The sequence below is a fragment of the Xenorhabdus griffiniae genome (assembly GCF_015163655.1).
Lineage (GTDB): Bacteria > Pseudomonadota > Gammaproteobacteria > Enterobacterales > Enterobacteriaceae > Xenorhabdus > Xenorhabdus griffiniae.
This window is the reverse complement of the sequence record NZ_JADEUF010000015.1, coordinates 26,393-48,214: the sequence shown is the minus strand read 5'-3', so window position 1 is coordinate 48,214 and position 21,822 is coordinate 26,393. Positions and strand designations below refer to the sequence as shown.

Here is a 21,822-nt window from a genome sequence, read left to right as displayed (position 1 = left end):
ATATAAAATCATGATATTTATCTAACCAACATAATTATCAAGCGAATTGTTAATTGAAAATATCACTTAAAAAAACCGTTCAAATATTGTTAAGGTAATTAATTTTCATTCGCTTTTCAGAAAAATTAAAACAAAGGAAATACCTATTAAATAAATAGCTAAAAACTATTCTCAATAATATACCAATCGACTTTTATGGTGCGTCTTATATCTACCCGCATAGCGGGAAGATATATACCAATCTCACTTCAAGATGCGTGTGATTTCTCCCCGCGAAGCGGGGAGAAATCAGGTTTCATATCGTGTTATAAATTGCAGCTTGAAGTTTAATGCGTATAAACAATCACATTGATTTGAAGCTGCAACTTGAAGTTGGATTGGTATAGATATCAATTGGCCTGTAATTTATAAAAAAAACCCTTTCCAATAATGGAAAGGGCCTGTAATTCTTTAATGAAAGACTTAAACTATTTACGCTTTTTTAATTGTCACCCATCAGTATGGATTCAAGCGCAATCTCAATCATGTCATTAAATGTATTTTGGCGCTCTTCCGCCGTGGTTTGTTCACCAGTGCGGATATGGTCAGACACAGTACAAATCGTCAACGCTTTTGCCCCAAATTCAGCAGCCACACCATAAATACCCGCGGCTTCCATTTCAACACCCAGAATGCCGTATTTTTCCATGACGTCGAACATTTGCGGATCTGGCGAATAAAACAGATCCACAGAGAAGATATTACCAACACGCACATTGACATCTTTTGCCTTCGCCGCATCCACTGCATTACGCACCAGATCAAAATCAGCAATAGCAGCGAAATCGTGATCTTTAAAACGCATACGGTTTACTTTGGAATCCGTACATGCCCCCATACCGATCACAACATCACGGATTTTAACGTCTTTGCTGACGGCGCCACAGGAACCAATACGGATGATTTTTTTCACACCAAATTCAGTGATCAGCTCCTTGGCATAAATAGAGCAGGATGGGATACCCATTCCATGCCCCATAACAGAGATGCGGCGGCCTTTATAAGTACCGGTGAAACCCAGCATACCGCGAACATTGTTAACCTGACGAACATCTTCCAGAAAAGTTTCCGCAATGTATTTTGCGCGCAGTGGATCACCAGGCATCAAAACAACATCAGCAAAATCGCCCATCTCAGCATTAATATGTGGGGTGGCCATAAATGTATTTCCTTGTTTTTATTACGTATCAAAATAGATGAAAATGGGGGAGACCTGTAGGTCTCCGTCAAAACTTAAAACATCGCTTTACCATAATCCATTGGGGTTAGATCGAAGTATTTTGCTACTGTCTGCCCCATGTCGGCGAACGTTTCACGATGGCCTAATGAACCCGGTTTAACTTTAGGTCCGTAAACCAGAACCGGAACATGTTCACGGGTATGATCTGTTCCCACCCAAGTTGGGTCACAACCATGGTCAGCGGTCAAGATCAGAATGTCATCTTCTTTAACCAATTTCAGCATTTCTGGTAAACGACGGTCGAACAGCTCCAGTGCTGCCGCGTAACCGGCGACATCACGGCGGTGACCGTAGGAAGAGTCAAAATCAACAAAGTTGGTAAATACGATAGTGTTATCCCCCGCCTGCTCCATTTCAATCAACGAAGCATCAAACAGGGCATCAATGCCTGTCGCCTTGACCTTTTTGCTGATCCCGACATTCGCGTAGATATCTGCAATTTTGCCAATGGAAACCACTTCACCTTGCTTTTCATCAAGGAGTTTTTTCAAGACGGTTGGCGCTGGTGGCTCAACGGCCAAATCATGACGGTTGCCAGTACGTTGGAAACTTCCGGCTTTATCCCCCACAAATGGGCGGGCAATAACGCGGCCAATGTTATATTCGCCAATATTCAACTCTTCACGCGCGATTTCACACAGCTCGTACAGACGATCCAGGCCAAATGTTTCTTCATGGCAAGCAATCTGGAAAACAGAATCCGCAGAGGTATAAAAAATCGGCTTACCGGTTTTCATGTGCTCTTCGCCCAACTTGTCCAGAATCACAGTACCAGAAGAGTGACAGTTACCCAGATAACCAGGCAGATTTGCACGTTCGACCAGTTTATCCAGCAATTCCTGTGGGAAGCTGTTTTCTTCGTCACGGAAATAACCCCAGTCAAACAGAACCGGAACGCCTGCAATTTCCCAATGCCCTGACGGCGTGTCTTTACCAGAAGAAAGCTCACTCGCGTAACCATAGGCACCAATAATTTCGGCTTCTTTATCCAGGCCAATCGGGAACGTTCCGCAAGACTCTTCTGCAGCCTTACCCAATCCCAGACGACTTAAGTTTGGCAAATGTAGTGGTCCCTTACGGCCAATATCAGCCTCACCACGGGCACAACGTTCTGCTATATGACCCAAGGTGTTAGATCCCGTATCACCAAACTTTTCGGCATCAGCAGTTGCACCGATACCAAAGGAATCCAATACCATGATGAATGTACGTTTCATAATTTTCTCCTGCGTCAATTCACGCTCTCAATGCGGAAACTGCCAGCTATTAAAATCAATTTCATTGCTTGTATGGTTTATTCTCGGATATAACGATAAACCATCGGTGTAGTAGCTTGTGTCTCGCTTTCCTTAAAAACAAGAGCCTTACGTACTGCTTCTGCGGCTTCATGCCAATCATGCTCACTGCTAGCATGAATCATTGCCAAGGGAGTATCTGCATTCACGTTTGTGCCTAGCGCAATGATATCACTCAGCCCCACACTGTAATTAATCGGATCTGTCGCCTTACGACGCCCTCCACCTAATGCAACAACAGACATTCCTAAGGCACGGGTATCCATTTCTGCAACAATGCAATTTTTTCCCGCTAACGTCTGTTCAGCTAACACCTCTCCAGCCAATACTGGCTTGACAAATTCCGCAGTCGGGAAGTAACGCGTGTAATTCTCAACAAAATCAATCGGCCCTTTCTGCGCTGCCACCATACGACCAAATGTTTCCGCCGCCCTGCCACTGTCCAGTGCTGCCTGTAACTTATGGTATGCATCGCCACGATCAACTGCCAAATTACCTGACACCAGCATTTCAGCAGACAATGCCATGGTGACTTCGAGTAACCGCGGGTTACGATATTCCCCCGTCAGGAATTGGACAGCTTCACGCACTTCCAAAGCATTACCCGCGCTGGATGCCAAAACTTGATTCATATCCGTCAATAGTGCCGTAGTCTTACATCCCGCACCATTGGCGACTTCAACGATGGCTTCAGCCAGCCGTTCCGATTGTTCGTAGGTCGGCATAAATGCCCCAGAACCCACTTTCACGTCCATGACTAAAGCATCCAGCCCTTCAGCTAATTTTTTACCCAAGATAGAGGCGGTAATCAAAGGGATAGAATCAACGGTCGCCGTGATATCGCGTGTCGCATAAAAGCGTTTATCCGCAGGTGCCAGCGAATTTGTCTGGCCGATAATGGCAATGCCTACATCGCGAATAATATCGCGGAAACGGTGCTCATCAGGGAAAATGTCAAAATCGGGAATGGATTCTAATTTATCCAGCGTTCCGCCGGTATGCCCCAAGCCACGCCCCGATATCATCGGTACATATCCCCCGCAAGCCACCACCATTGGGCCAAGTATCAGGGAAGTCACATCCCCCACACCGCCCGTCGAGTGTTTATCGACAATCGGGCCGGGTAAATTCAATTTCCTCCAGTCTAAAACCGTACCGGAATCACGTATCGCTAATGTCAATGCAACACGTTCATCCATCGTCATGTCCTGGAAATAGATAGTCATTGCCAGTGCGGCAATCTGTCCTTCAGAAACCGTATTATCGCGGACGCCGTTAATAAAGAAGCGGATCTCTTCTTCATTCAATGGATGACCATCACGTTTTTTGCGGATAATTTCCTGTGCCAGAAACAAAGCTACCTCCCAATCATTATTATCTGAAAAGAATGGCAGTAATGCACACTATCTTAACCTGTGTGCAATTAATCATTATTGATCTCAATAACCACTACTCTGTTTTTGGCTCTGGTAACCAAGAGTCGTCAGCAAACTGCCCAACAAACTGGAAGCACCAAAACGGAAATGGCGGGAATCAACCCATTTGTCGCCCATAATGCATTCTGCCAACGCCAAATATTGTGCGGCTTCTTGAGTCGTGCGCACGCCACCCGCCGGTTTAAAACCAACGCTATCACCTACGCCCAGATCACGGATCACACTCAGCATAATTTCGGCACTTTCCAGCGTCGCATTAACCGGAACCTTACCGGTTGACGTTTTGATGAAATCCGCTCCAGCCTGAATGGAAATTTCAGATGCCTTACGAATCAAGGCCGCTTCTTTTAATTCACCTGTTTCAATGATGACTTTTAGCCAAACGCCCGATTCAGCACAAGCCGTTTTACAGGCTGTGACCAAATCAAAACCAATCTGCTCATTACCAGCCATCAATGCGCGATAAGGAAAAACAACATCCACTTCATCAGCACCATAAGCTATGGCAGCACGAGTTTCAGCCAGTGCAATGTCGATATCATCATTGCCATGCGGGAAATTAGTCACCGTGGCAATGCGAATATCAGGGGTTCCCTGTTCACGTAATACCTTACGTGCCACAGGGATAAAACTTGGGTAGATACAGATAGCGGCTGTCTGTCCGGCAGGACTGTTTGCCTGACGACAAAGTGCAGCCACTTTCTCATCTGTATCATCATCATTAAGCGTAGTTAAATCCATCAAACTCAGCGCCTGCTGAGCGGCGGCGGTTAAATCGGTCATAAAACTCTCCAACGGTATTATTATCGTCACTGAATCAGACAACAGACTTAAAACAAATGCAGGTGAGAAATCTCACCTGCATTCAATGTGATATAAACTTCCGACGTCTTACAACGAGAGGAAGAATCCGGCAATTGTTGCACTCATCAAGTTAGAGAGTGAACCCGCCAATACAGCTTTCAAACCGAAACGGGCAATGTCACCGCGACGGTTTGGTGCCATACCACCTAAGCCGCCCAGAAGGATCGCGACAGAAGACAGGTTAGCGAAACCACACAGAGCAAAAGAGATAATGGCTTTAGTATGATCAGAAAGCACTTGCAGACCTGCTGCCTTAACGACATCATCTGTTGCCAGGTATTCACTAAAGTTCATGAATGCCACGAATTCATTGACAACTAATTTCTGCCCAATGAAAGAACCCGCGATTGTTGCCTCATTCCACGGAATACCAATCAGGTAAGCGATTGGTGCAAAAACCCAACCCAAAACCAATTCCATCGATAATTGAGGATAATCAAACCAGCCGCCGATACCGCCTAAGATACCGTTTAGTAAAGCAATCAATGCGGTGAAGGCTAATAGCATGGCGCCGACATTCAGGGCTAACTGCATACCGGATGCGGCACCCGATGCTGCAGCATCAATAATATTTGCAGGGCGCTCTTCCGCCGCAACCAACGACATCGCGTCAGCCGTATCGTGCGTTTTTTCTGTTTCCGGCACCAGCAATTTTGCAAACAGCAGACCACCTGGCGCAGCCATAAATGAAGCCGCAATCAGGTATTCTAATGGAACACCCATAGATGCATAGCCCGCCAGTACAGAGCCAGCAACAGAAGCCAATCCACCGCACATCACAGCGAACAACTCAGATTGGGTCATGGTCGCGATATAAGGGCGTACAACCAAAGGGGCTTCGGTCTGACCTACGAAAATATTCGCCGTTGCAGACAAAGATTCAGTCCGTGAGGTTCCCAGTATTTTCTGCAATCCGCCACCCAATATTTTGATGACGATCTGCATAATGCCCATGTAATACAACACCGCAATGAGTGATGAGAAGAAAACAATGACTGGCAGGACACGCAGGGCAAAAACAAAACCACCGCCGCCGAACAATTCAAACATTTTGTCGGACACCAGGCCGCCAAAAATAAAATCTGTTCCTTTTTGTCCGTATCCTATTACGTTGGAAACGCCTTTTGACATTCCCCCCAGAATATCTTTACCGGCTGGTACGTAAAGTACAAATGCCCCAATGGCAACCTGAATCAGAAAGGCGCCCAGGACAGTGCGGATTTTAATGGCTCGATAATTACTGGAGAAGAGTACTGCGATAAAAACCAGCACTGCCATACCGACCAGGCTCATAAGGAGTTGCATTGGAAGAATCCCTGTTCACTAAAAAATAATAAGAAAATATGTCAGTTATTCCATAAGATTCTACTGACATTGTGTGTGGGCCGATTATACCTAGGACTAAAAAAGAACAAGCAACTAACATCACAAATTAATACAGCAAAAAGTAATATAAAAATGAAAAATGAGACATGCATCACATAAAGCCATCTAATTTCGGTAGGATTAGATAATTTAACGGAGGAAAAGGTAAAAAACAGGATAAACAGGCAAGAAATACAAGTTAAGCATTATTAATATGTTATATACCAATCTAGCTCCAAGATGCGTGTGATTTCATAGAGTGTTGTAAATTGCAACTTGAAGTTTAATGCGTATAAGTCAACCCAGTGCAAATAGGGTCATACTATTTTGATAAATTTGATTGGCAATTTCATCTGTCGACTCTCGACGCAACTGACACAATACGGAAAAAACCTGTGCAACTCTTTCTGGTCGATTTGGCTGCCCCTGAAATCCCGATAATGGCATGTCAGGCGCATCCGTTTCCAATACCAAAGATGACAGAGGTAATTGTGCGATAGCACTACGTGTTTTTTGTGCCCTGTCGTAGGTAATTGTCCCTCCGACACCAATGTAAAATCCCAGGCGAATAAAAGCTTGAGCTTGGGATAAACTCCCCGCAAAACCATGAATAACCCCGGCTCGTGGTAATTTGTGTTTTCTCAAGATTGCCGCCAATTGATCATGGCTTTTTCTGGAATGGAGGATCACAGGTAGATCGTATTGTTTAGCGAGTCTTAGCTGTACTTCTAACATGCTTTTCTGCTTTTCAAACTGCGGATTTGGCATATAAAGGTCAAGGCCAATTTCACCTACCGCCACACATTTGGCCTCTTTTTTCTGTAATTTTTGCGCCAACGCATCCAAATGAACCTGTTGGTGTTCAGCAATATAGAGAGGATGTAAACCAAATGCGGCATAAATCGGAGAATAAGTCTCAGCCAACGCAGAAACTCTCTGGAAGTTTGTTTGACTTATTGTGGGAACGATAATTTTTTCCACCCCCATTTGGCTGGCTTGTTGCAGACTCGCTATTTCATCACCAGCAAAAGGAGGAAAATCAAAATGGCAATGTGTATCAATAAGCATTTAGTCCAACTTATCCATCATGAGGGTTCTTGACGGCTCTACCACCTCAGGCGCAGGCGGTTCCACTGGCGAACAATGATTGCCACTGTTCAGGAAATGGTTTCGCCGAAAACAGTTGCGATCAGAACTCAACCCTGTACGGCATACCCCATAACTTTTACGTTCTGGATATCCAAATTTTCCTTCAACAAAAGTATGCCCAATCGTTGCCAGAAAATATCGTCCGCAACGCCGCCCCAAATGATAATCCTGATTTAGCGCATTGAGCCGACTGCCTAAAGCCATTGTTGCCAATGGTGCTGGTGGATAAATTTCGAAGATTTGCACATCATCCGGTGGATTTTCGATAAATTTCTGAGTTCGACGGTAACTTTGTGCATGAAGGTTAAGCATCTTGACCATTTTTTGCAAACTACTTACCTCTAACCAACGCTCTATGCGCTTGAACCACTGAGGTGTATAGTAAAGCTGTGAAGGCACTGTGCGAATCACAACAATAGTATCCGCGCCTCGGCGATAGGCTTCCTGCACAGGGATCGCATCACAAATACCCCCATCTTGATAAACCACATCCCCAAGAGTCACACCATTACGATAAAATCCCGGAATGGCACTTGAGGCTTTGACAATATCCATCCAATTTTTGTCATCTGGATGCAGGTAACTCGGTTCAAAATTATCCGAACGGCAAGCACACATGTAAAATTCACGTCCAGCATCAAACTGACGCATCGCAACAGAAATATTGAGCGGTAACTGCTCAGATATGGTATCGATATACCAATCTAAATCGATCAAATGTCCACCACGCACAAAGCGCAATGGATTAAAAAAAGCCGGGTCGGTTGTATAACGGTTGATTACCTTGCGGGCATATCCTCTCTGACCACAAATATAGGCAGAAAGGTTTTGCGCTCCCGCAGATGTTCCAAGGAATAGTTCAAACGGATTAAAACCAAGACGGAGAAACTCATCCAAAACACCAGCAGTAAAAATCCCTCGCTGACCACCACCTTCACAAACGAGAGCAATTTTCCCAGGTTTAATCTGTGATTTATAAGCTAAAGGTTCGATATTACCCAATGTTATTGAAATATGTTTCCCCACTCTTCTCTCCCTCTGAAAGCCGCCGGATATTTATCAGTATATCGTTGCTCAAACAACTTGCTTGTAACATTTTTATAAAAAGTGAAGAAATAAAGCATCAATCGTTAAATTGATATGAGAATAGCAAGTTACCAAAATACCGCCAGCGAATAGCATTCCTATGCATAATCTCGTCACTTAACAAGATATTATTTGAGGAAAAGAAGCAGAAAGAGTGGCTATTATCAGCCACTCTATTCTCAATATTTGTTATTTTTTCAGATTAAGATTATTTTTTAATCTCTATCGTGCTTTTTACTGATTTGACACCTTTTATTCCATGAGCAATCTTAACTATCTTTGCCGCTTGATGTTTGTTTTTGACAAAACCAGAAAGATGGACAATGCCTTTTTCCGTTTTCACCGCAATGTCACGGCTATTTATGCCCTTATGTTCCAGCAATTTTTTCTTCACTTTTGCTGTAATGGCACTATCGTCTAAATAAGCATCTGCTTTTTTCAAGGAGTTATCAATTTTATCTCCTGCTTTGTCTAGAGATTTATCGATTTTTTGTCCTGTACTCTCCAACGTTTTTCCCACAGAAAGATCCGCTGCCAGAGCACTACTGGTCAATACCGAGCCTAGAAAAACAGCCAGTAGTGAATGTGTAAACTTAATGCTTTTCATCCTACCACCTTATTTAATTTCAGCCTAAACACAGTTATCAAAACAATATGCAGTATGTCAATTAGGCAATGGCGATAAAATCAGATTTACAAAAAATAACGTATATTTTCATTAACACAGGGAGTTATTCTTTTATTAGTATGAAAAACAGCATATACAGATAGAATAAATAATAAGGGCCAACAGAATAGTTGGCCCAGAAAGAAGGATTAATGTTCCCGTGTTTTGCGGAAGGAAACATCAGGATAGCGTTCACTGGTCAAGTTTAAATTGACCATGGTTGGTGCGATGTAGGTTAAGTTATCGCCACCATCGAGAGCCAGGTTCTGCTCATTTTTGCGCTTGAACTCTTCCAATTTCTTCGCATCGCTGCACTCTACCCAGCGAGCCGTAGAAACGTTAACAGGTTCATACAGCGCTTCAACGTTGTATTCACTCTTCAGACGGGCAACAACTACGTCGAACTGAAGCACACCTACCGCCCCGACGATCAAATCGTTATTGGACAGCGGGCGGAATACCTGTACAGCACCTTCTTCTGACAATTGCACCAGACCTTTCAGCAACTGTTTCTGCTTCAACGGATCGCGCAGACGAATACGGCGGAACAATTCAGGGGCAAAGTTAGGGATGCCGGTAAACTTCAGCTCTTCGCCTTGGGTAAAGGTATCGCCAATCTGGATGGTGCCATGATTGTGCAGACCGATAATGTCCCCCGGATAAGCGTGCTCGACATGAGAGCGATCCCCTGCCATAAAGGTCAGTGCATCAGAAATGACAACATCTTTCTTAATGCGAACTTGACGCAGTTTCATGCCTTTTTCATATTTACCGGAAACAACACGCAAAAATGCCACACGGTCACGGTGTTTCGGGTCCATATTCGCCTGAATTTTGAAAACAAAACCGGTGAATTTTTCTTCACTGGCAGAGACTTGACGCGCATCAGTCTGACGCGGCATTGGGGTTGGAGCCCATTTAACCAGGCCGTCCAGCATGTGATCAACACCAAAGTTACCCAATGCAGTACCGAAAAAGACCGGTGTTAATTCTCCCTGTAAAAAAGCTTCCAGATCGAATTCATGGGATGCACCTTTGACGAGTTCCAACTCTTCACGCAATTGATCCGCCAGCTCTTCACCCACTGCCGCATCCAGTTCAGGGTTATCCAATCCCTTGATAGCACGAACCTCTTGAATGGTATGTCCCTGGCCTGATTGGTACAGGTAAATTTCATCAAGGTAAAGATGATAGACGCCTTTAAAGGACTTACCACAGCCGATTGGCCATGTAATCGGGCTACAGGCTATGTTCAGCTCATTTTCCACTTCATCCATCAGCTCCATCGGATCACGAATATCACGGTCGAGCTTGTTCATGAATGTCAGGATCGGCGTATCGCGCAGGCGAGTGACTTCCATTAACTTACGGGTACGATCCTCAACCCCTTTCGCGGCGTCAATGACCATCAAACAGCAGTCAACGGCTGTCAAAGTACGGTAAGTATCTTCCGAGAAGTCTTCGTGCCCTGGAGTATCCAGTAAGTTAACCAAACAGTCAGCATAGGGAAACTGCATCACGGAAGTGGTAATAGAGATACCACGCTGTTTTTCCATCTCCATCCAGTCTGATTTAGCGTGTTGGTTGGAACCTCGGCCTTTTACCGTCCCCGCTTTCTGGATCGCCTGTCCGAACAGTAATACTTTTTCGGTAATGGTTGTTTTACCCGCATCCGGGTGGGAAATGATTGCAAAAGTGCGTCGTTTCGCGACTTCCTGCTGAAATGAGGAGTTTGACATCAATTAGAATCTTCTAGTCCGTAGGCGGATTGATATCACTTGGAAAGCGCCTCGTGATTGGCGCCCCACTTGCAAATCCGTCGTGTTAATCGTGATTGGCGCTTATTTTGGCTGAACTTGGCGTTATAAACAATCAGTGATTTGTAGACGATTATCCAAATCTACTTCAAATAACGTCGAGCGCAGTAAAAGTCGAATTACTGCCATGCGTTAATTTTGTATTCAATTTGTTTTACAACCTCTATCAGTTCCCCGAACGAAGGTGCAATACCGTATATCATCTCAGCAGAAATCATGTTTTGGTAATCAGCTTTAAGCGCCGATAACCCTTCGCTATTTGGCAACAATAATAATCGTCCAGCTAAACATTCTTCATATCCGGCATAACTTGCGTTAAAAAAGACTGACTTATGCCTGATGACATCTTCAAGAAGAGTGCGATCACACATGGCCTTATAGCCGACTTCATGCCGAGCCAACATCACTAAATCGTACCAATGCCTTGAAAGGCGAGCTGCACTTTCTCTGAGACCACGACGACACTCAACATGAATCAACGTGGCTTTTTCCCAAAAAGTACGCTCTGGAGACAGAACAATGACTTGTCCGGTAGGAAACTCAAGTTCGGGGATTAAATCCGACACATAAGGTTTAACAACATGCAATTCATTCGGATCGATAACATTGCGTCCCCCTAATTCAATTAGAACTTCACTCCTTAAATACTCATCAATTTCCTCGGTAACAGATGGATAGCTCATCCAAATTTTTTCACCTGAATCATCAATTCGAATTGAGTGTAATTCAGCAGAAGGAAGTTTATTTAATTGAGAGCGAATATGAGGAACCATAATGTCATTTGCATACTGTTGCACATGCTGCTTAAGTTGTTCACTCAACTTTCTTAACTTATTTTTACTATGGCCGCCCCAAAAAGGATCAAAGCCATTTGCAAAATGCCGATAATCAAGGGTGATATCAATATCTTCAGAGAATCGATTGATAATATTAAAAACTTTTGATAACGAAGTTCCCCCTTTAAAAGCCATAGGAGGTGCGTCTGTTAGGCTGAATAATGTTTTTAATACCCAGCAAACCCAAATATCTTTTTCTAAGACATTTTCAGAGCGCCCTAACTGCTCCGCTGCATATCCCAAAATCGCCTGTTGTTCATCAGGCATAATCGCAAAATAAGAGTCAGTCATGGCGGGGAACACTATTAACATAGTGAATGACTGATGACATCCACGCAGGTAATTTGCAAGTTTTTAATAAACCAAATTCGTCCTCACTCATTAAGCTACGGACTTGCTCTACAGTGGCAGGCGTAACTGATTCTTTTCCCAAATACCATAAAGCTGAAATAGCCATACCAATTTTCGTACCTGCATATTGAAGTTTACGTTGGCTGGAAGTATGGATCAGTTTTACTTTACGATTTCCAATCCTTACCTGCCTTGATGAACCACTGGTATAGTAAACCAAAGTCGTTGGCATTTGAGTACTCAACTTAAACCTACGAGCAGCCTCAGCACCATGAATTTGGATCGTTTCACCATTTTGACATGTGATCATTTCAACCACTTTTGCGATATCAGGATGCACTTTTCCAACGAACCGATTCACTTTTGGCTTGATAAAGATACCACGTGCAACACGTTCAATTTCTCTCTTTTCGACCAAACGGGAAAGCGCCTTGTCAACCGCAGCACGTGAGCCAAAAGACAGGAAAGATTCACTCGTAAATAGCTTTCCTGCCCCATAACTGTGGATGCATTGCCTTATCGATTTTGAAGTTGTCATCATTTCCTCCATAAGACAGAAAAACTCATATATTTTCTGACATCTGGCAGCAAATTATGACCACAAAAAGAGCAAAAATCAACCAACCGATCAATAAATAGTTATCATTTTCCACCAAACAACGGCAATGCCATAATAATGGCATCTTCCTTACCCGCCGCTGTCGGGTAATAATTCTTACGGATGGAAACTTCATTTAAGCCCATCTCTTCGTATAAACGAATGGCGGCTAGGTTAGAACGCCGGACTTCAAGCCACAATGTATTAATCTGTTTTTCAGGTAATATGTTGATGAGATACGCCAGCAATGCCCTGCCATAGCCTCGTGATTGATATTGAGGATGAATAGCGATATTAAATAGTGTTGCTTCGTCCATCACACACTGTGTTATCGCAAAACCGATAATTTGGTCATTCTGCGTTATCTTATAGTTGAGATAACGTTCCCCTTGATTAGAGTAAAAGGTCTTTTCACCCCACGGAAACGCATGGCTGGCCTGTTCTATTTGAAATGCTGTGGAAAGATCAGCGGGAGTTAATAGAGAAATATTCTTCATAATGGTAAATTTGTTGCCAAAGAGCGCGTTTTGCATTCCCATCAAGAGATAAGTCATTTAATGCCGGGCTTCTCAAAGAAATCCCTTGTACTGGTAAGGTAATATCAACCCCCAGCAGCCAGCTTGGGCAATGGATTGATTCCGAAAGTAGCTCAACATCTTTTGTCGTGATGCAATATACCGATGAGGCTTCGATCCCCATGGCTGTAAAAATATCAGCAAACAATGAATGACTTAAGTCAATGTGATCATGGCTAATGATCAATAGACGGGTTGAATCAGGGATGAGGACAGATAATTCACCTTGCAAAGCCATTGGGCTACGCAAAATCCATTGGGTGATCCCCAACCGGGAGAGTAATCTGTCACGCTTTGTCATCGTGTTTTATTCCATCTGCCATAAGAAAATAACAGGTCATATATTATCAGAGGGCTTAGCTCTGCGCCAACCAGCCTGTCAGTACTGCCCGCTGATATTAATATTCAGATAAAGATTTATAAGGAGCTATACATAGATGTCAGTATTAACCCCGGCCAGCGAAGTTATCCTGCGCCATCATGAGCAATTTCGCTCCCATCATCTGCTTTTTGCCGGTGATCTTCAGGATAACCTGGCAACGGAAATCGAAGCCGCAAGTGTGCGTGTGCATACTAACCAATATCACCACTGGCAATCCCTGATCCGCCAGCTTGGTGATAATGCTTGGTTTGGCCTGGTAGCGGACAGCGCATTTATCAAAGGATGTGATACGCTGATTTATTATTGGCCAAAAAGCAAACAGGAAGCGCGTTTTCAACTACGCAACCTGTTTTCCATCCTGCCACCCGGTACGGATATTTTTATTGTGGGTGAAAACCGTAGTGGTGTACGCAGTATTGATAAGTTAATGGAAGGCATCGCTACTTTCCACAAAATTGATACGGCACGCCGTTGTAGCCTGTTTTACGGCCAATTGAAAAACCAGGTTCAATTTGATCAAAACAATTGGTGGAACAGCTATCAAGTGGAAGATATCGCTGTTAATACGCTGCCCGGCGTATTTAGCCAGGATAATTTGGATATCGGCAGTCGTCTGCTGCTTTCTACTTTCGATACCCCTATCTCTGGCAGTCTGTTGGATATGGCTTGCGGTGCTGGGGTATTGGCAGCCGTGTTAGGTAAAAAGAACCCAGATTTGTCCCTGACACTAAGCGATGTCAATGCTGCCGCCATCGTATCCAGTAAGGCAACCCTGCAAGCTAATAAACTGAAAGGCAATGTCGTCACAAGTAATGTGTATTCTGCCATTGAAGAAAAATTCGACTGGATTATTTCTAATCCTCCCTTCCATGATGGCCTGAAAACCAACCTGACGGCGGCTGAAGATATGATCCGCATGGCACCTAATTATCTGAAATCCGGCGGTAAATTGCGGATCGTTGCAAACGCTTTTTTACCTTACCCTAATCTGCTAGATAATACCTTTGGCAGCCATGAAGTCATTGCGCAAACAGGTAAATTCAAAGTATATCAAGCAACTAAGAAATAATTCAGGTAGCAAACGCAATCCCTGTGTTGCCTGCCCGTTAAATTGAGGCAGGCAATTTCTATTTTCCGGCATGTCATTCTGTCCTGACCAAACATATTGACATGCTGATTTTTACACCAATCACACATTTTCTCCCTAAATAATGATTGACGCCAGCCATAAAATCTCTAGAATGCGCCTCCATGCTATTCGTTTAAGCAATAGTATCTGATTAACGCGAGGGTGGCGGAATTGGTAGACGCGCTAGCTTCAGGTGTTAGTGTTCTTACGGACGTGGGGGTTCAAGTCCCCCCCTTCGCACCAAATCAGATGGCTATCGATTAAACAAACTAGATAAATGGCAGTACCTGCGAGGGTGGCGGAATTGGTAGACGCGCTAGCTTCAGGTGTTAGTGTCCTTACGGACGTGGGGGTTCAAGTCCCCCCCTTCGCACCACTGTTACATTTTTCTTCTCTCCCTGATCTTCCTTAATATCCCAAATAGCGCAAGCAGGCGAACAAGCTGCATATCACTGCAATGCCGGCAGGTATCAATAGAAAATGACGGGCATTACGATGCAGTAACAGAACAAGTGTCAGCAGTAAGGCGCCTTGAATGATAAATTTAAATTGTTCTATTCCTGCACCGACTATTTCCAGCACGGATACAACCAGTGCTGATGTGACCAGACTGGATAACAGCAATCCCCAAAATCCCATCATGCTTTGGCAAAAAAACGGCTTTAACTTCCACTTTTCGCTAAACATAGTCAGCCCCCACTACAACAATAATGATTCTCAATACCAAATATGATAGCGAATTAATCACAAGTTGAAAGTAAATCACCGAGATGATAAGCAACATGATAGAGAAAAGAGGCGGGAGAACATTTCCCGCACTGTATTAAGTAGCGATGGTATAAACCAGGTGAATATCGTCAGGTTCCCGTTGGTAAAGTTCAATATCAGGCTGAGCAATCAGCACACATCCTATATGCCGATAGAAATTCACCGCATTTTCAGACGGTATTGATGAGATATATAACCCTTTCGCGCCTTTTTCCTTGGCAAAATCAATACAGCAATGAAATAACTGTTTTCCCAACCCTAAGCCACGATATGCCTTGCTAATATGCAAAAATGACAATTGAAGCAGGTCACTATTTTCACCTCGCCAATGAGGATCAACGCTGGCGACAGCAATCAATTTGTCATTTTCGTTCTCTGCGAAAACGCCTAGAAAGAATGCCCCGCGATCATAACTATCCAGAAGAATTGGGGTATAAATTTCAGCTTCCCCTTCCGGCCAGCCTTGCATATCAAAACATTGCGGCGTAAGTATTAATTGATCTCGTTGCTGGACATATAAATTTTCGATCAATTCAGTGCGATCAATATTCCAGACTTCAGGGATTTCCTGACGGGATAACTGACGGATCGTCCTCATTTGTCACCATAATTTACTATCATAACTACGCTACCTTTTGCATAGAATAAAAAAGCTATTATTAACGTCTCCATTAATAACGCATCATGACCGATTTTAGCTCCGTATAATGTTCTATGAATGCACTGCCAAACTCACGGCCAACTCCTGAAGATTTAATCCCTCCAAATGGAACCGCAGGATCAAGGAACGTATGCATATTAATCCATAGCATACCCGCTTTAATGCATGGGGTCATACGCATCGCTTTACTCATATCATTCGTCCAGAGGCTGGCAGACAACCCAAATGGTGTCGCATTCATCATGGTAATAAGCTCTTCCTCATCATCATAACTGAGGAAAGTACCAATCGGCCCAAATGTCTCTTCGTTCATTAATGTATCTTTAACACTATTGGCTTTAATCACTGTTGGTGCGACAAAAAATCCCGGCCCCTCCAAGGCATAGCCTCCGTAGACAATTTCATTGCCCTCCTGACGCGCTGTTTCAAACATAGACAAAATTTTTTCGTAATGTTTTTTGTTTGCCAAAGGCCCCATTTCTGTTGATTCATCAAGGGGTGAGCCAATTTTCATCGCAGATAAACGTTCAGTAAGTAATGTCAAAACAGCATCCATGTGAATGGATGGAATATAAAAGCGCTCCGCGGCTGCACAAATTTGCCCTTGATACACATATCCCGCTTCCAGTATGCCATCAACGATCTTTTCAACGGCCATATCAGACAGAAAAGCCGCCGCGTTTTTACCGCCAAGTTCCAGCGTTGTGCGCTTCAATCCCTGCTCCAAGGCCAATTTTCCCACGCTTATTCCTGTTGGAACGGAGCCTGTAAAAGTGACTTTGGCACATTGAGGGTGATTAACCAGAGAAGATCCAACCCGAGCACCTGTACCGTTAACGATATTGATCACACCATCTGGAATTCCCGCTTCTTTTGCCAGTTCAGCCACACGAAGTAAGGTTAAGGGCGTATATTCACTGGGCTTAAGCACAATCGTACAGCCACAGGCCAGTGCCGCCCCCAATTTCCAGATCGCAATCATGATGGAAAAATTCCACGGAATAATGCCAACTACGACGCCGATAGGCTCACGGCGCGTGAATGCAGAATATTTTTCCCCTTTAAACGATGGCAATGAAACATTCAGTGTTTCACCCGTAATTTTGGTTGACCATCCGGCAAAATAGCGTAAATAATCGGCTGATGCTGCTACATCCAGCATACGGGATAATTGAATCGGTTTACCGGAACATAAACTTTCCAGCTGTGCTAACTCGTCACTATTTTTTTGTAATAGATCAGCCAACCGATTCAGGCAATTTCCCCGCTCCATAGGAGAAGTCTGCGCCCACACGCCGTGAAAAGCATCTGATGCTGCCTGCATTGCCTGATTAACTTCGTCCTCTCCACCCTGATTGACCGTAGCTATCGTTTCACCGGATGCTGGGTTAATGATAGAGAAAGTTTCATTTTCCTGACCAGGAATAGAGACGCCATTAATATAATGGCCATGAGAGTGCTGCAAAAAAGTTGTCACGGACTCCAGCAAATGAATGTCACTCATCACTTTTTCCCCTGTTTAATCAGACAATTGCCCATTTATACAAGCCATATAATGTTTGACGAAACGCTCACTGGTGATATCCCACAATACTTCGCACCCTTTTGCCGCAAACCACGAATCGCCTTTATGGTATTCGACCATCACCCCTGTTTTGACGTCTGTCAGTTTCACTGAACCTTCATGCACTGTTGCCATTTCATCAAAGGGATAGATCATTTTAAATTTGCCCTTGGTACAGGCAAAAATACCACATGTCAGATTATCCGATGGTTCCCCGTGGATCATGGCGACACTTGCCTGCGGATCGCCCTCCACCACAACAGAACCAAGATTAGTAACACTGCCAATTGGCATTAATTCAGGAAGAGTTTTATCTAACAATAATGGCTTTATCATAACTTTTACCTTTAACTGTGACCGTTGAAAAACTAACGACGCCCTTTCCAGTAACCTGAAGCCTGATGCCAAGTCTTACCGACAGAGAGCAACACATTTCTCAGTTTATCTTTCCCGATAATATCGAGGTGTGGAATCGAACTAAGTAGCGAATAACGCTCCGAACCTTCACTCATTCCCTCAGCCAGAATTTTGCAGATGATGTGGCTTGGCGTTACCCCAAATCCCGAATAACCTTGAACATAGAACACATTTTTATGATTAGGCAGAGAACCCATTTGTGGAAACAAATTAGCGCTGCAACATAATGGCCCGCCCCATGCCAGTTCTATCTCTACGTCTTTCAAATAAGGGAAAGTCTTGAGCATGAGATTGCGGTTCCATGCTTTTAAATCGGAAGGTATATATTCAATAAAGTGTGTCGCGCTGCCATATAGCAAGCGATTTTCTTTGGTAACACGGTAGTAATCAATGACTGGACTAATATCACTGTAGGCTCCTCGAATTGGGCTGATCCTTTCAATCAAATCATCCGACAGTTCTTCCGTCATCAATTGGAAAGCATAAGTATTGATTGTTTTTCTATAAATAGTCGGTTCGAGTCCATCCAAAAAGCCATTACATGCCCACAGCATCTTATTGGCGCGCACTGATCCCGTTACTGTGCGTACTGTGACTCTGGGACCATACTCTACGCTCACAACTTGACTGTTTTCGAAAATTTTGACGCCATATTCAGAAACAGCTTTGGCTTCTCCCAGCAGCAAGTTGAGTGAGTGAACATGCCCACCCCCCATATGTTTTAGGGCACTGGTATAACGGTCTGAGCCAATAACTTTTTTAACATCAGCTCCCGTATAAAGCTCAATTTCCTCATCGGGGAAAGCCGAACGAAATTCCTGCAACCAACTATGCAGGGTTTTATCATGACGCGAATTCCAGCCAAGATAGGCATAGCCTTGGCAAAAATCAGCCTGAATATCATATTTGGCAACTCGATCACGAATAATTCCCGCTCCCAAGCTGCTGATTTTAAATATAGTTTCCAGGCCTTTTTTACCCACGTGACGTTTGATCTTATCCAAATCATGACCAATGCCCGTCATCACCTGACCACCATTACGGCCTGTACCGCCATACCCCAAAGTTCGGCCTTCCAAAATAGCAATATTGGTGATGCCTTTTTCTGCCAACTCTAATGCGGTATTGATACCGGAAAAACCTCCGCCAATGATAACGACATCAACATCCAAATCTTCTGTCAGCATTGGAAAACGAAGATCATATTTTTTCGTCACCGTATAGTATGTTAATGAATCAAGTTTATTATTCATGTTATACCCCATGAGCATCTGCTTATCCCCTGATGGCGTAACCTTGCTATTCCTTTTATCAGGGGTGCTTATCACATTTTTTGAACATTAGTTGTTCATGTGTATTAACAAAACAATAAAGAACAAAACATTAATAAGTTAATAAACTAATAAAATCAGACATCCATGCATTTTGTGTCTGGTATATATATGAATCATATGTACTTGAAATGCTCAAATCATTTGTTGTTTTCATGTTAACAAAATCACAATTATTAAAATATTTATTAATAAATTGTAATTTTTACATTTTCATTTTGTGATGGAGTTGGAAGGAATTTTTTCTGTTAGTAAATTATCCTGAACGTAAATATTTACATATGTACTTAATAGGTTTCGAGTTGTAGCCGACAAAACAGCAACTTGAGAAATGAAGTTCATAATCACTGGAAAGGAATAAATATGCTACCCAAGAAAATTATCCTTGACTGCGATCCGGGGCATGATGATGCCATTGCTCTCCTGCTTGCCCACGGAGATCCCAATATTGAATTGTTGGCGGTAACGACAGTTGTTGGTAATCAAACCCTGAATAAAGTCACCCGCAATGCGCTTTGCGTTGCACGCATCGCTAATATTCATAACGTTCCTTTCGCAGCAGGTTGCCACCGACCACTGGTTCGGGAGATCAATACAGCCCCAGACATTCACGGTGAAACAGGTCTGGATGGTCCTATTCTTCCTGAACCTAGTATGAAACTGGATGAACGCCATGCCGTCGATCTCATTATTGATGTGATTATGGAAAATCCGCCCAAAAGTGTGACTTTAGTACCAACTGCGGGTTTGACGAATATCGCGATGGCCGCACGCAAAGCACCACAAATTGTTGAACGTGTAAAAGAAGTTGTATTAATGGGAGGGGGCTATCATAAAGGAAACAGAAGTGCTGTTGCAGAATTCAATATCGTGATCGATCCAGAAGCTGCCCACATTGTTTTTAATGAAAAATGGCCGCTGACGATGGTCGGTTTAGATCTCACTCACCAGGCACAAGCAACGCCTGAAATTATTGAAGCAATCACCCAGATTAAGACACGTTCCGCCCAGTTCGTTTTGGATGCACTGAAGTTTTATGGTGACAGGTATCGTGAGCACCAAGGATTTGGCTATCCTCCTGTGCATGATCCCTGTGCTGTAGCTTATGTGATCGATCCTGATGTTATGACAACCCAAAAAGTTCCCGTTAATATCGAACTGATGGGAAGCTTAACCACTGGCATGACCGTTGCGGATTTCCGTTTTCCACCACCTGAAGATTGCCATACGCAGGTCGCTGTCAAACTGGATCATGCCAAATTCTGGCAATTGGTGATTGATGCTCTAAAAAATATTGGTGAAACAACTTACTGATATTATTAATTTATTCTTTGGCTATTGAGGTTATCTTTCTGCCTCAATAGTCAAAAGCATTTCTGTCAAACTAACCGGATACCCATTAACACAGCACTACATAAGATCAAGAGTAATGTGACATATTGCAGCACTTTGTCAGACAAATACTTGATCAAATAATTGGCAAAAGGGATCGCCAGCAAAGAGCCAACAAACAGTACCAGAGCCAGTTTCCAATCCGTATGTCCGCCATAGGCATAAGCAAAAGCCGATGAGCCGGATAATATCATCGTGATAAAAAGGGAAACACCCACCGCTTGTTTAATACTCATTTGTCCATAGCGTAATAATAATGGCAATACCACTATACCACCTCCCACTCCTGTCGCCCCAAGCACCAACCCCGCCCCCGTACCAGGCAGCAGAAAAGGCTTAATCAACCCAGATTGTAATTGTGATTGCGTTTGGTTCATGTGCAACTGTGGCTGACGTATTCGGCAGTAAAAAAGATAAAGGGAAAACAAGATAGCCAATAAAACCAGTACATTAATTCCCCATTCAAATTGTCCCCGATCATGGCTTAAATGACTGAGCATTGTGATGCCATAACTGGCGAATACTGTGCCGGGTATCATGATCAGCAGAATAATCAAAGATTGGCGTAAGGGAATATTTCCCATGCGAAAGTGCATATAAGAAGATGATATTTTCATCAACATTGAAAGAAAATTAGCTGTCGCGACAGAAGCTAATGCATCTAATCCAAAAAAATAGGTCAGGATCGGTAAGACTATCACTCCACCACCAACACCGGTAATACTGATAATCAAACCAACAACCGCCCCAATCACAAGTTCAGGGATCACTAACATCGTTTTGTTCCCAGCTGATATCTACATTTTCTTACCAAATTTCAGCAAGCCTTGCTTACAATATGACAAAAATATATATCATAT

21 protein-coding genes and 2 tRNA genes are annotated in these 21,822 nt (G+C 43.4%); 4 read left to right on the top strand and 19 right to left on the bottom strand.

Annotated features, from left to right (window positions below):
* Positions 1-481: 481 nt before the first annotated feature.
* The 13 genes from deoD to IQ211_RS04385 all read right to left on the bottom strand — a co-directional run bounded on the left by deoD (position 482) and on the right by IQ211_RS04385 (position 13,619).
* Complete coding sequence (gene deoD / locus IQ211_RS04445) at positions 482-1,198, bottom strand: purine-nucleoside phosphorylase (RefSeq protein WP_189758297.1); 717 nt, start codon at positions 1,196-1,198, stop codon at positions 482-484.
* Between the two features lie 74 nt (positions 1,199-1,272).
* Positions 1,273-2,496, bottom strand: coding sequence for a phosphopentomutase (gene deoB / locus IQ211_RS04440; protein ID WP_189758296.1), 1,224 nt, complete (start codon positions 2,494-2,496; stop codon positions 1,273-1,275).
* 77 nt (positions 2,497-2,573) lie between these two features.
* On the bottom strand, positions 2,574-3,929 hold the full coding sequence (gene deoA, locus IQ211_RS04435; protein WP_189758295.1) for a thymidine phosphorylase: 1,356 nt from the start codon (positions 3,927-3,929) through the stop codon (positions 2,574-2,576).
* An 84-nt stretch (positions 3,930-4,013) separates the two neighbouring features.
* Positions 4,014-4,793, bottom strand: a complete 780-nt coding sequence (deoC, locus tag IQ211_RS04430) for a deoxyribose-phosphate aldolase (protein WP_189758294.1) — start codon at positions 4,791-4,793, stop codon at positions 4,014-4,016.
* Positions 4,794-4,901: 108 nt separating this feature from the next.
* The gene (locus IQ211_RS04425; RefSeq protein WP_189758353.1) at positions 4,902-6,167 is read right to left on the bottom strand and encodes a NupC/NupG family nucleoside CNT transporter; all 1,266 of its coding nucleotides are present in this window, start codon (positions 6,165-6,167) and stop codon (positions 4,902-4,904) included.
* Positions 6,168-6,536: 369 nt separating this feature from the next.
* Positions 6,537-7,307, bottom strand: a complete 771-nt coding sequence (locus IQ211_RS04420; RefSeq protein ID WP_189758293.1) for a TatD family hydrolase — start codon at positions 7,305-7,307, stop codon at positions 6,537-6,539.
* Positions 7,308-8,414: a patatin-like phospholipase family protein gene (locus IQ211_RS04415; protein ID WP_189758292.1), complete on the bottom strand. Its 1,107-nt coding sequence runs from the start codon at positions 8,412-8,414 to the stop codon at positions 7,308-7,310.
* A 268-nt stretch (positions 8,415-8,682) separates the two neighbouring features.
* Positions 8,683-9,081, bottom strand: a complete 399-nt coding sequence (locus tag IQ211_RS04410) for a BON domain-containing protein (RefSeq protein ID WP_189758291.1) — start codon at positions 9,079-9,081, stop codon at positions 8,683-8,685.
* Positions 9,082-9,290: 209 nt separating this feature from the next.
* The gene (prfC, locus tag IQ211_RS04405) at positions 9,291-10,880 is read right to left on the bottom strand and encodes a peptide chain release factor 3 (RefSeq protein WP_189758290.1); all 1,590 of its coding nucleotides are present in this window, start codon (positions 10,878-10,880) and stop codon (positions 9,291-9,293) included.
* A 197-nt stretch (positions 10,881-11,077) separates the two neighbouring features.
* Positions 11,078-12,085 (bottom strand): nucleotidyl transferase AbiEii/AbiGii toxin family protein, encoded by a 1,008-nt coding sequence (locus IQ211_RS04400; RefSeq protein WP_189758289.1) that lies wholly within the window; start codon positions 12,083-12,085, stop codon positions 11,078-11,080.
* Positions 12,078-12,686 (bottom strand): DUF6088 family protein, encoded by a 609-nt coding sequence (locus IQ211_RS04395; RefSeq protein ID WP_228011585.1) that lies wholly within the window; start codon positions 12,684-12,686, stop codon positions 12,078-12,080. Before IQ211_RS04395 ends, IQ211_RS04400 begins: the two co-directional genes overlap by 8 nt.
* 101 nt (positions 12,687-12,787) lie before the next feature.
* Positions 12,788-13,240: a ribosomal protein S18-alanine N-acetyltransferase gene (gene rimI, locus IQ211_RS04390; RefSeq protein ID WP_189758287.1), complete on the bottom strand. Its 453-nt coding sequence runs from the start codon at positions 13,238-13,240 to the stop codon at positions 12,788-12,790.
* Positions 13,209-13,619 (bottom strand): DNA polymerase III subunit psi, encoded by a 411-nt coding sequence (locus tag IQ211_RS04385; protein WP_189758286.1) that lies wholly within the window; start codon positions 13,617-13,619, stop codon positions 13,209-13,211. The genes rimI and IQ211_RS04385 overlap by 32 nt, the downstream gene beginning before the upstream one ends.
* Positions 13,620-13,755: 136 nt before the next feature.
* Between IQ211_RS04385 and rsmC the strand changes: the two genes are divergently transcribed.
* From rsmC to IQ211_RS04370, 3 genes are all read left to right on the top strand, one after another.
* On the top strand, positions 13,756-14,769 hold the full coding sequence (gene rsmC / locus IQ211_RS04380; protein ID WP_189758285.1) for a 16S rRNA (guanine(1207)-N(2))-methyltransferase RsmC: 1,014 nt from the start codon (positions 13,756-13,758) through the stop codon (positions 14,767-14,769).
* A gap of 216 nt (positions 14,770-14,985) precedes the next feature.
* Positions 14,986-15,072 (top strand) — tRNA-Leu (locus tag IQ211_RS04375).
* A 46-nt stretch (positions 15,073-15,118) separates the two neighbouring features.
* Positions 15,119-15,205: transfer RNA gene (locus tag IQ211_RS04370), tRNA-Leu, on the top strand.
* Between the two features lie 32 nt (positions 15,206-15,237).
* On the opposite strand, the gene IQ211_RS04365 is transcribed toward IQ211_RS04370, so the two are convergent.
* From IQ211_RS04365 to IQ211_RS04345, 5 genes are all read right to left on the bottom strand, one after another.
* Positions 15,238-15,516: a DUF1435 family protein gene (locus IQ211_RS04365; RefSeq protein WP_189758284.1), complete on the bottom strand. Its 279-nt coding sequence runs from the start codon at positions 15,514-15,516 to the stop codon at positions 15,238-15,240.
* Positions 15,517-15,652: 136 nt separating this feature from the next.
* Entirely contained in the window at positions 15,653-16,195 is a 543-nt protein-coding gene (locus IQ211_RS04360) for a GNAT family N-acetyltransferase (protein ID WP_189758283.1), read from the bottom strand.
* 73 nt (positions 16,196-16,268) lie between these two features.
* Positions 16,269-17,762: an aldehyde dehydrogenase family protein gene (locus IQ211_RS04355; RefSeq protein WP_189758282.1), complete on the bottom strand. Its 1,494-nt coding sequence runs from the start codon at positions 17,760-17,762 to the stop codon at positions 16,269-16,271.
* Between the two features lie 15 nt (positions 17,763-17,777).
* Positions 17,778-18,158, bottom strand: a complete 381-nt coding sequence (locus tag IQ211_RS04350) for a cupin domain-containing protein (protein ID WP_189758281.1) — start codon at positions 18,156-18,158, stop codon at positions 17,778-17,780.
* Between the two features lie 32 nt (positions 18,159-18,190).
* Entirely contained in the window at positions 18,191-19,492 is a 1,302-nt protein-coding gene (locus IQ211_RS04345; RefSeq protein ID WP_189758280.1) for an NAD(P)/FAD-dependent oxidoreductase, read from the bottom strand.
* 441 nt (positions 19,493-19,933) lie between these two features.
* On the opposite strand from IQ211_RS04345, the gene uriH reads away from it, so the two are divergent.
* Complete coding sequence (gene uriH / locus IQ211_RS04340) at positions 19,934-20,884, top strand: uridine-preferring nucleoside hydrolase UriH (RefSeq protein ID WP_189758279.1); 951 nt, start codon at positions 19,934-19,936, stop codon at positions 20,882-20,884.
* 65 nt (positions 20,885-20,949) lie between these two features.
* Here uriH and IQ211_RS04335 read toward each other — a convergent pair whose 3' ends face one another.
* Positions 20,950-21,738, bottom strand: coding sequence for a sulfite exporter TauE/SafE family protein (locus IQ211_RS04335; protein ID WP_189758278.1), 789 nt, complete (start codon positions 21,736-21,738; stop codon positions 20,950-20,952).
* Positions 21,739-21,822 lie beyond the last annotated feature (84 nt).

Coding starts and splice junctions, on each gene's coding strand:
- deoD (WP_189758297.1), bottom strand. CDS start 1,198: ATGGCCACCCCACATATTAATGCTGAGATGGGCGATTTTGCTGATGTT.
- deoB (WP_189758296.1), bottom strand. CDS start 2,496: ATGAAACGTACATTCATCATGGTATTGGATTCCTTTGGTATCGGTGCA.
- deoC (WP_189758294.1), bottom strand. CDS start 4,793: ATGACCGATTTAACCGCCGCCGCTCAGCAGGCGCTGAGTTTGATGGAT.
- IQ211_RS04425 (WP_189758353.1), bottom strand. CDS start 6,167: ATGAGCCTGGTCGGTATGGCAGTGCTGGTTTTTATCGCAGTACTCTTC.
- IQ211_RS04420 (WP_189758293.1), bottom strand. CDS start 7,307: ATGCTTATTGATACACATTGCCATTTTGATTTTCCTCCTTTTGCTGGT.
- IQ211_RS04410 (WP_189758291.1), bottom strand. CDS start 9,081: ATGAAAAGCATTAAGTTTACACATTCACTACTGGCTGTTTTTCTAGGC.
- prfC (WP_189758290.1), bottom strand. CDS start 10,880: ATGTCAAACTCCTCATTTCAGCAGGAAGTCGCGAAACGACGCACTTTT.
- IQ211_RS04400 (WP_189758289.1), bottom strand. CDS start 12,085: ATGACTGACTCTTATTTTGCGATTATGCCTGATGAACAACAGGCGATT.
- IQ211_RS04395 (WP_228011585.1), bottom strand. CDS start 12,686: ATGATGACAACTTCAAAATCGATAAGGCAATGCATCCACAGTTATGGG.
- rimI (WP_189758287.1), bottom strand. CDS start 13,240: ATGAAGAATATTTCTCTATTAACTCCCGCTGATCTTTCCACAGCATTT.
- IQ211_RS04385 (WP_189758286.1), bottom strand. CDS start 13,619: ATGACAAAGCGTGACAGATTACTCTCCCGGTTGGGGATCACCCAATGG.
- rsmC (WP_189758285.1), top strand. CDS start 13,756: ATGTCAGTATTAACCCCGGCCAGCGAAGTTATCCTGCGCCATCATGAG.
- IQ211_RS04365 (WP_189758284.1), bottom strand. CDS start 15,516: ATGTTTAGCGAAAAGTGGAAGTTAAAGCCGTTTTTTTGCCAAAGCATG.
- IQ211_RS04360 (WP_189758283.1), bottom strand. CDS start 16,195: ATGAGGACGATCCGTCAGTTATCCCGTCAGGAAATCCCTGAAGTCTGG.
- IQ211_RS04355 (WP_189758282.1), bottom strand. CDS start 17,762: ATGAGTGACATTCATTTGCTGGAGTCCGTGACAACTTTTTTGCAGCAC.
- IQ211_RS04350 (WP_189758281.1), bottom strand. CDS start 18,158: ATGATAAAGCCATTATTGTTAGATAAAACTCTTCCTGAATTAATGCCA.
- IQ211_RS04345 (WP_189758280.1), bottom strand. CDS start 19,492: ATGAATAATAAACTTGATTCATTAACATACTATACGGTGACGAAAAAA.
- uriH (WP_189758279.1), top strand. CDS start 19,934: ATGCTACCCAAGAAAATTATCCTTGACTGCGATCCGGGGCATGATGAT.
- IQ211_RS04335 (WP_189758278.1), bottom strand. CDS start 21,738: ATGTTAGTGATCCCTGAACTTGTGATTGGGGCGGTTGTTGGTTTGATT.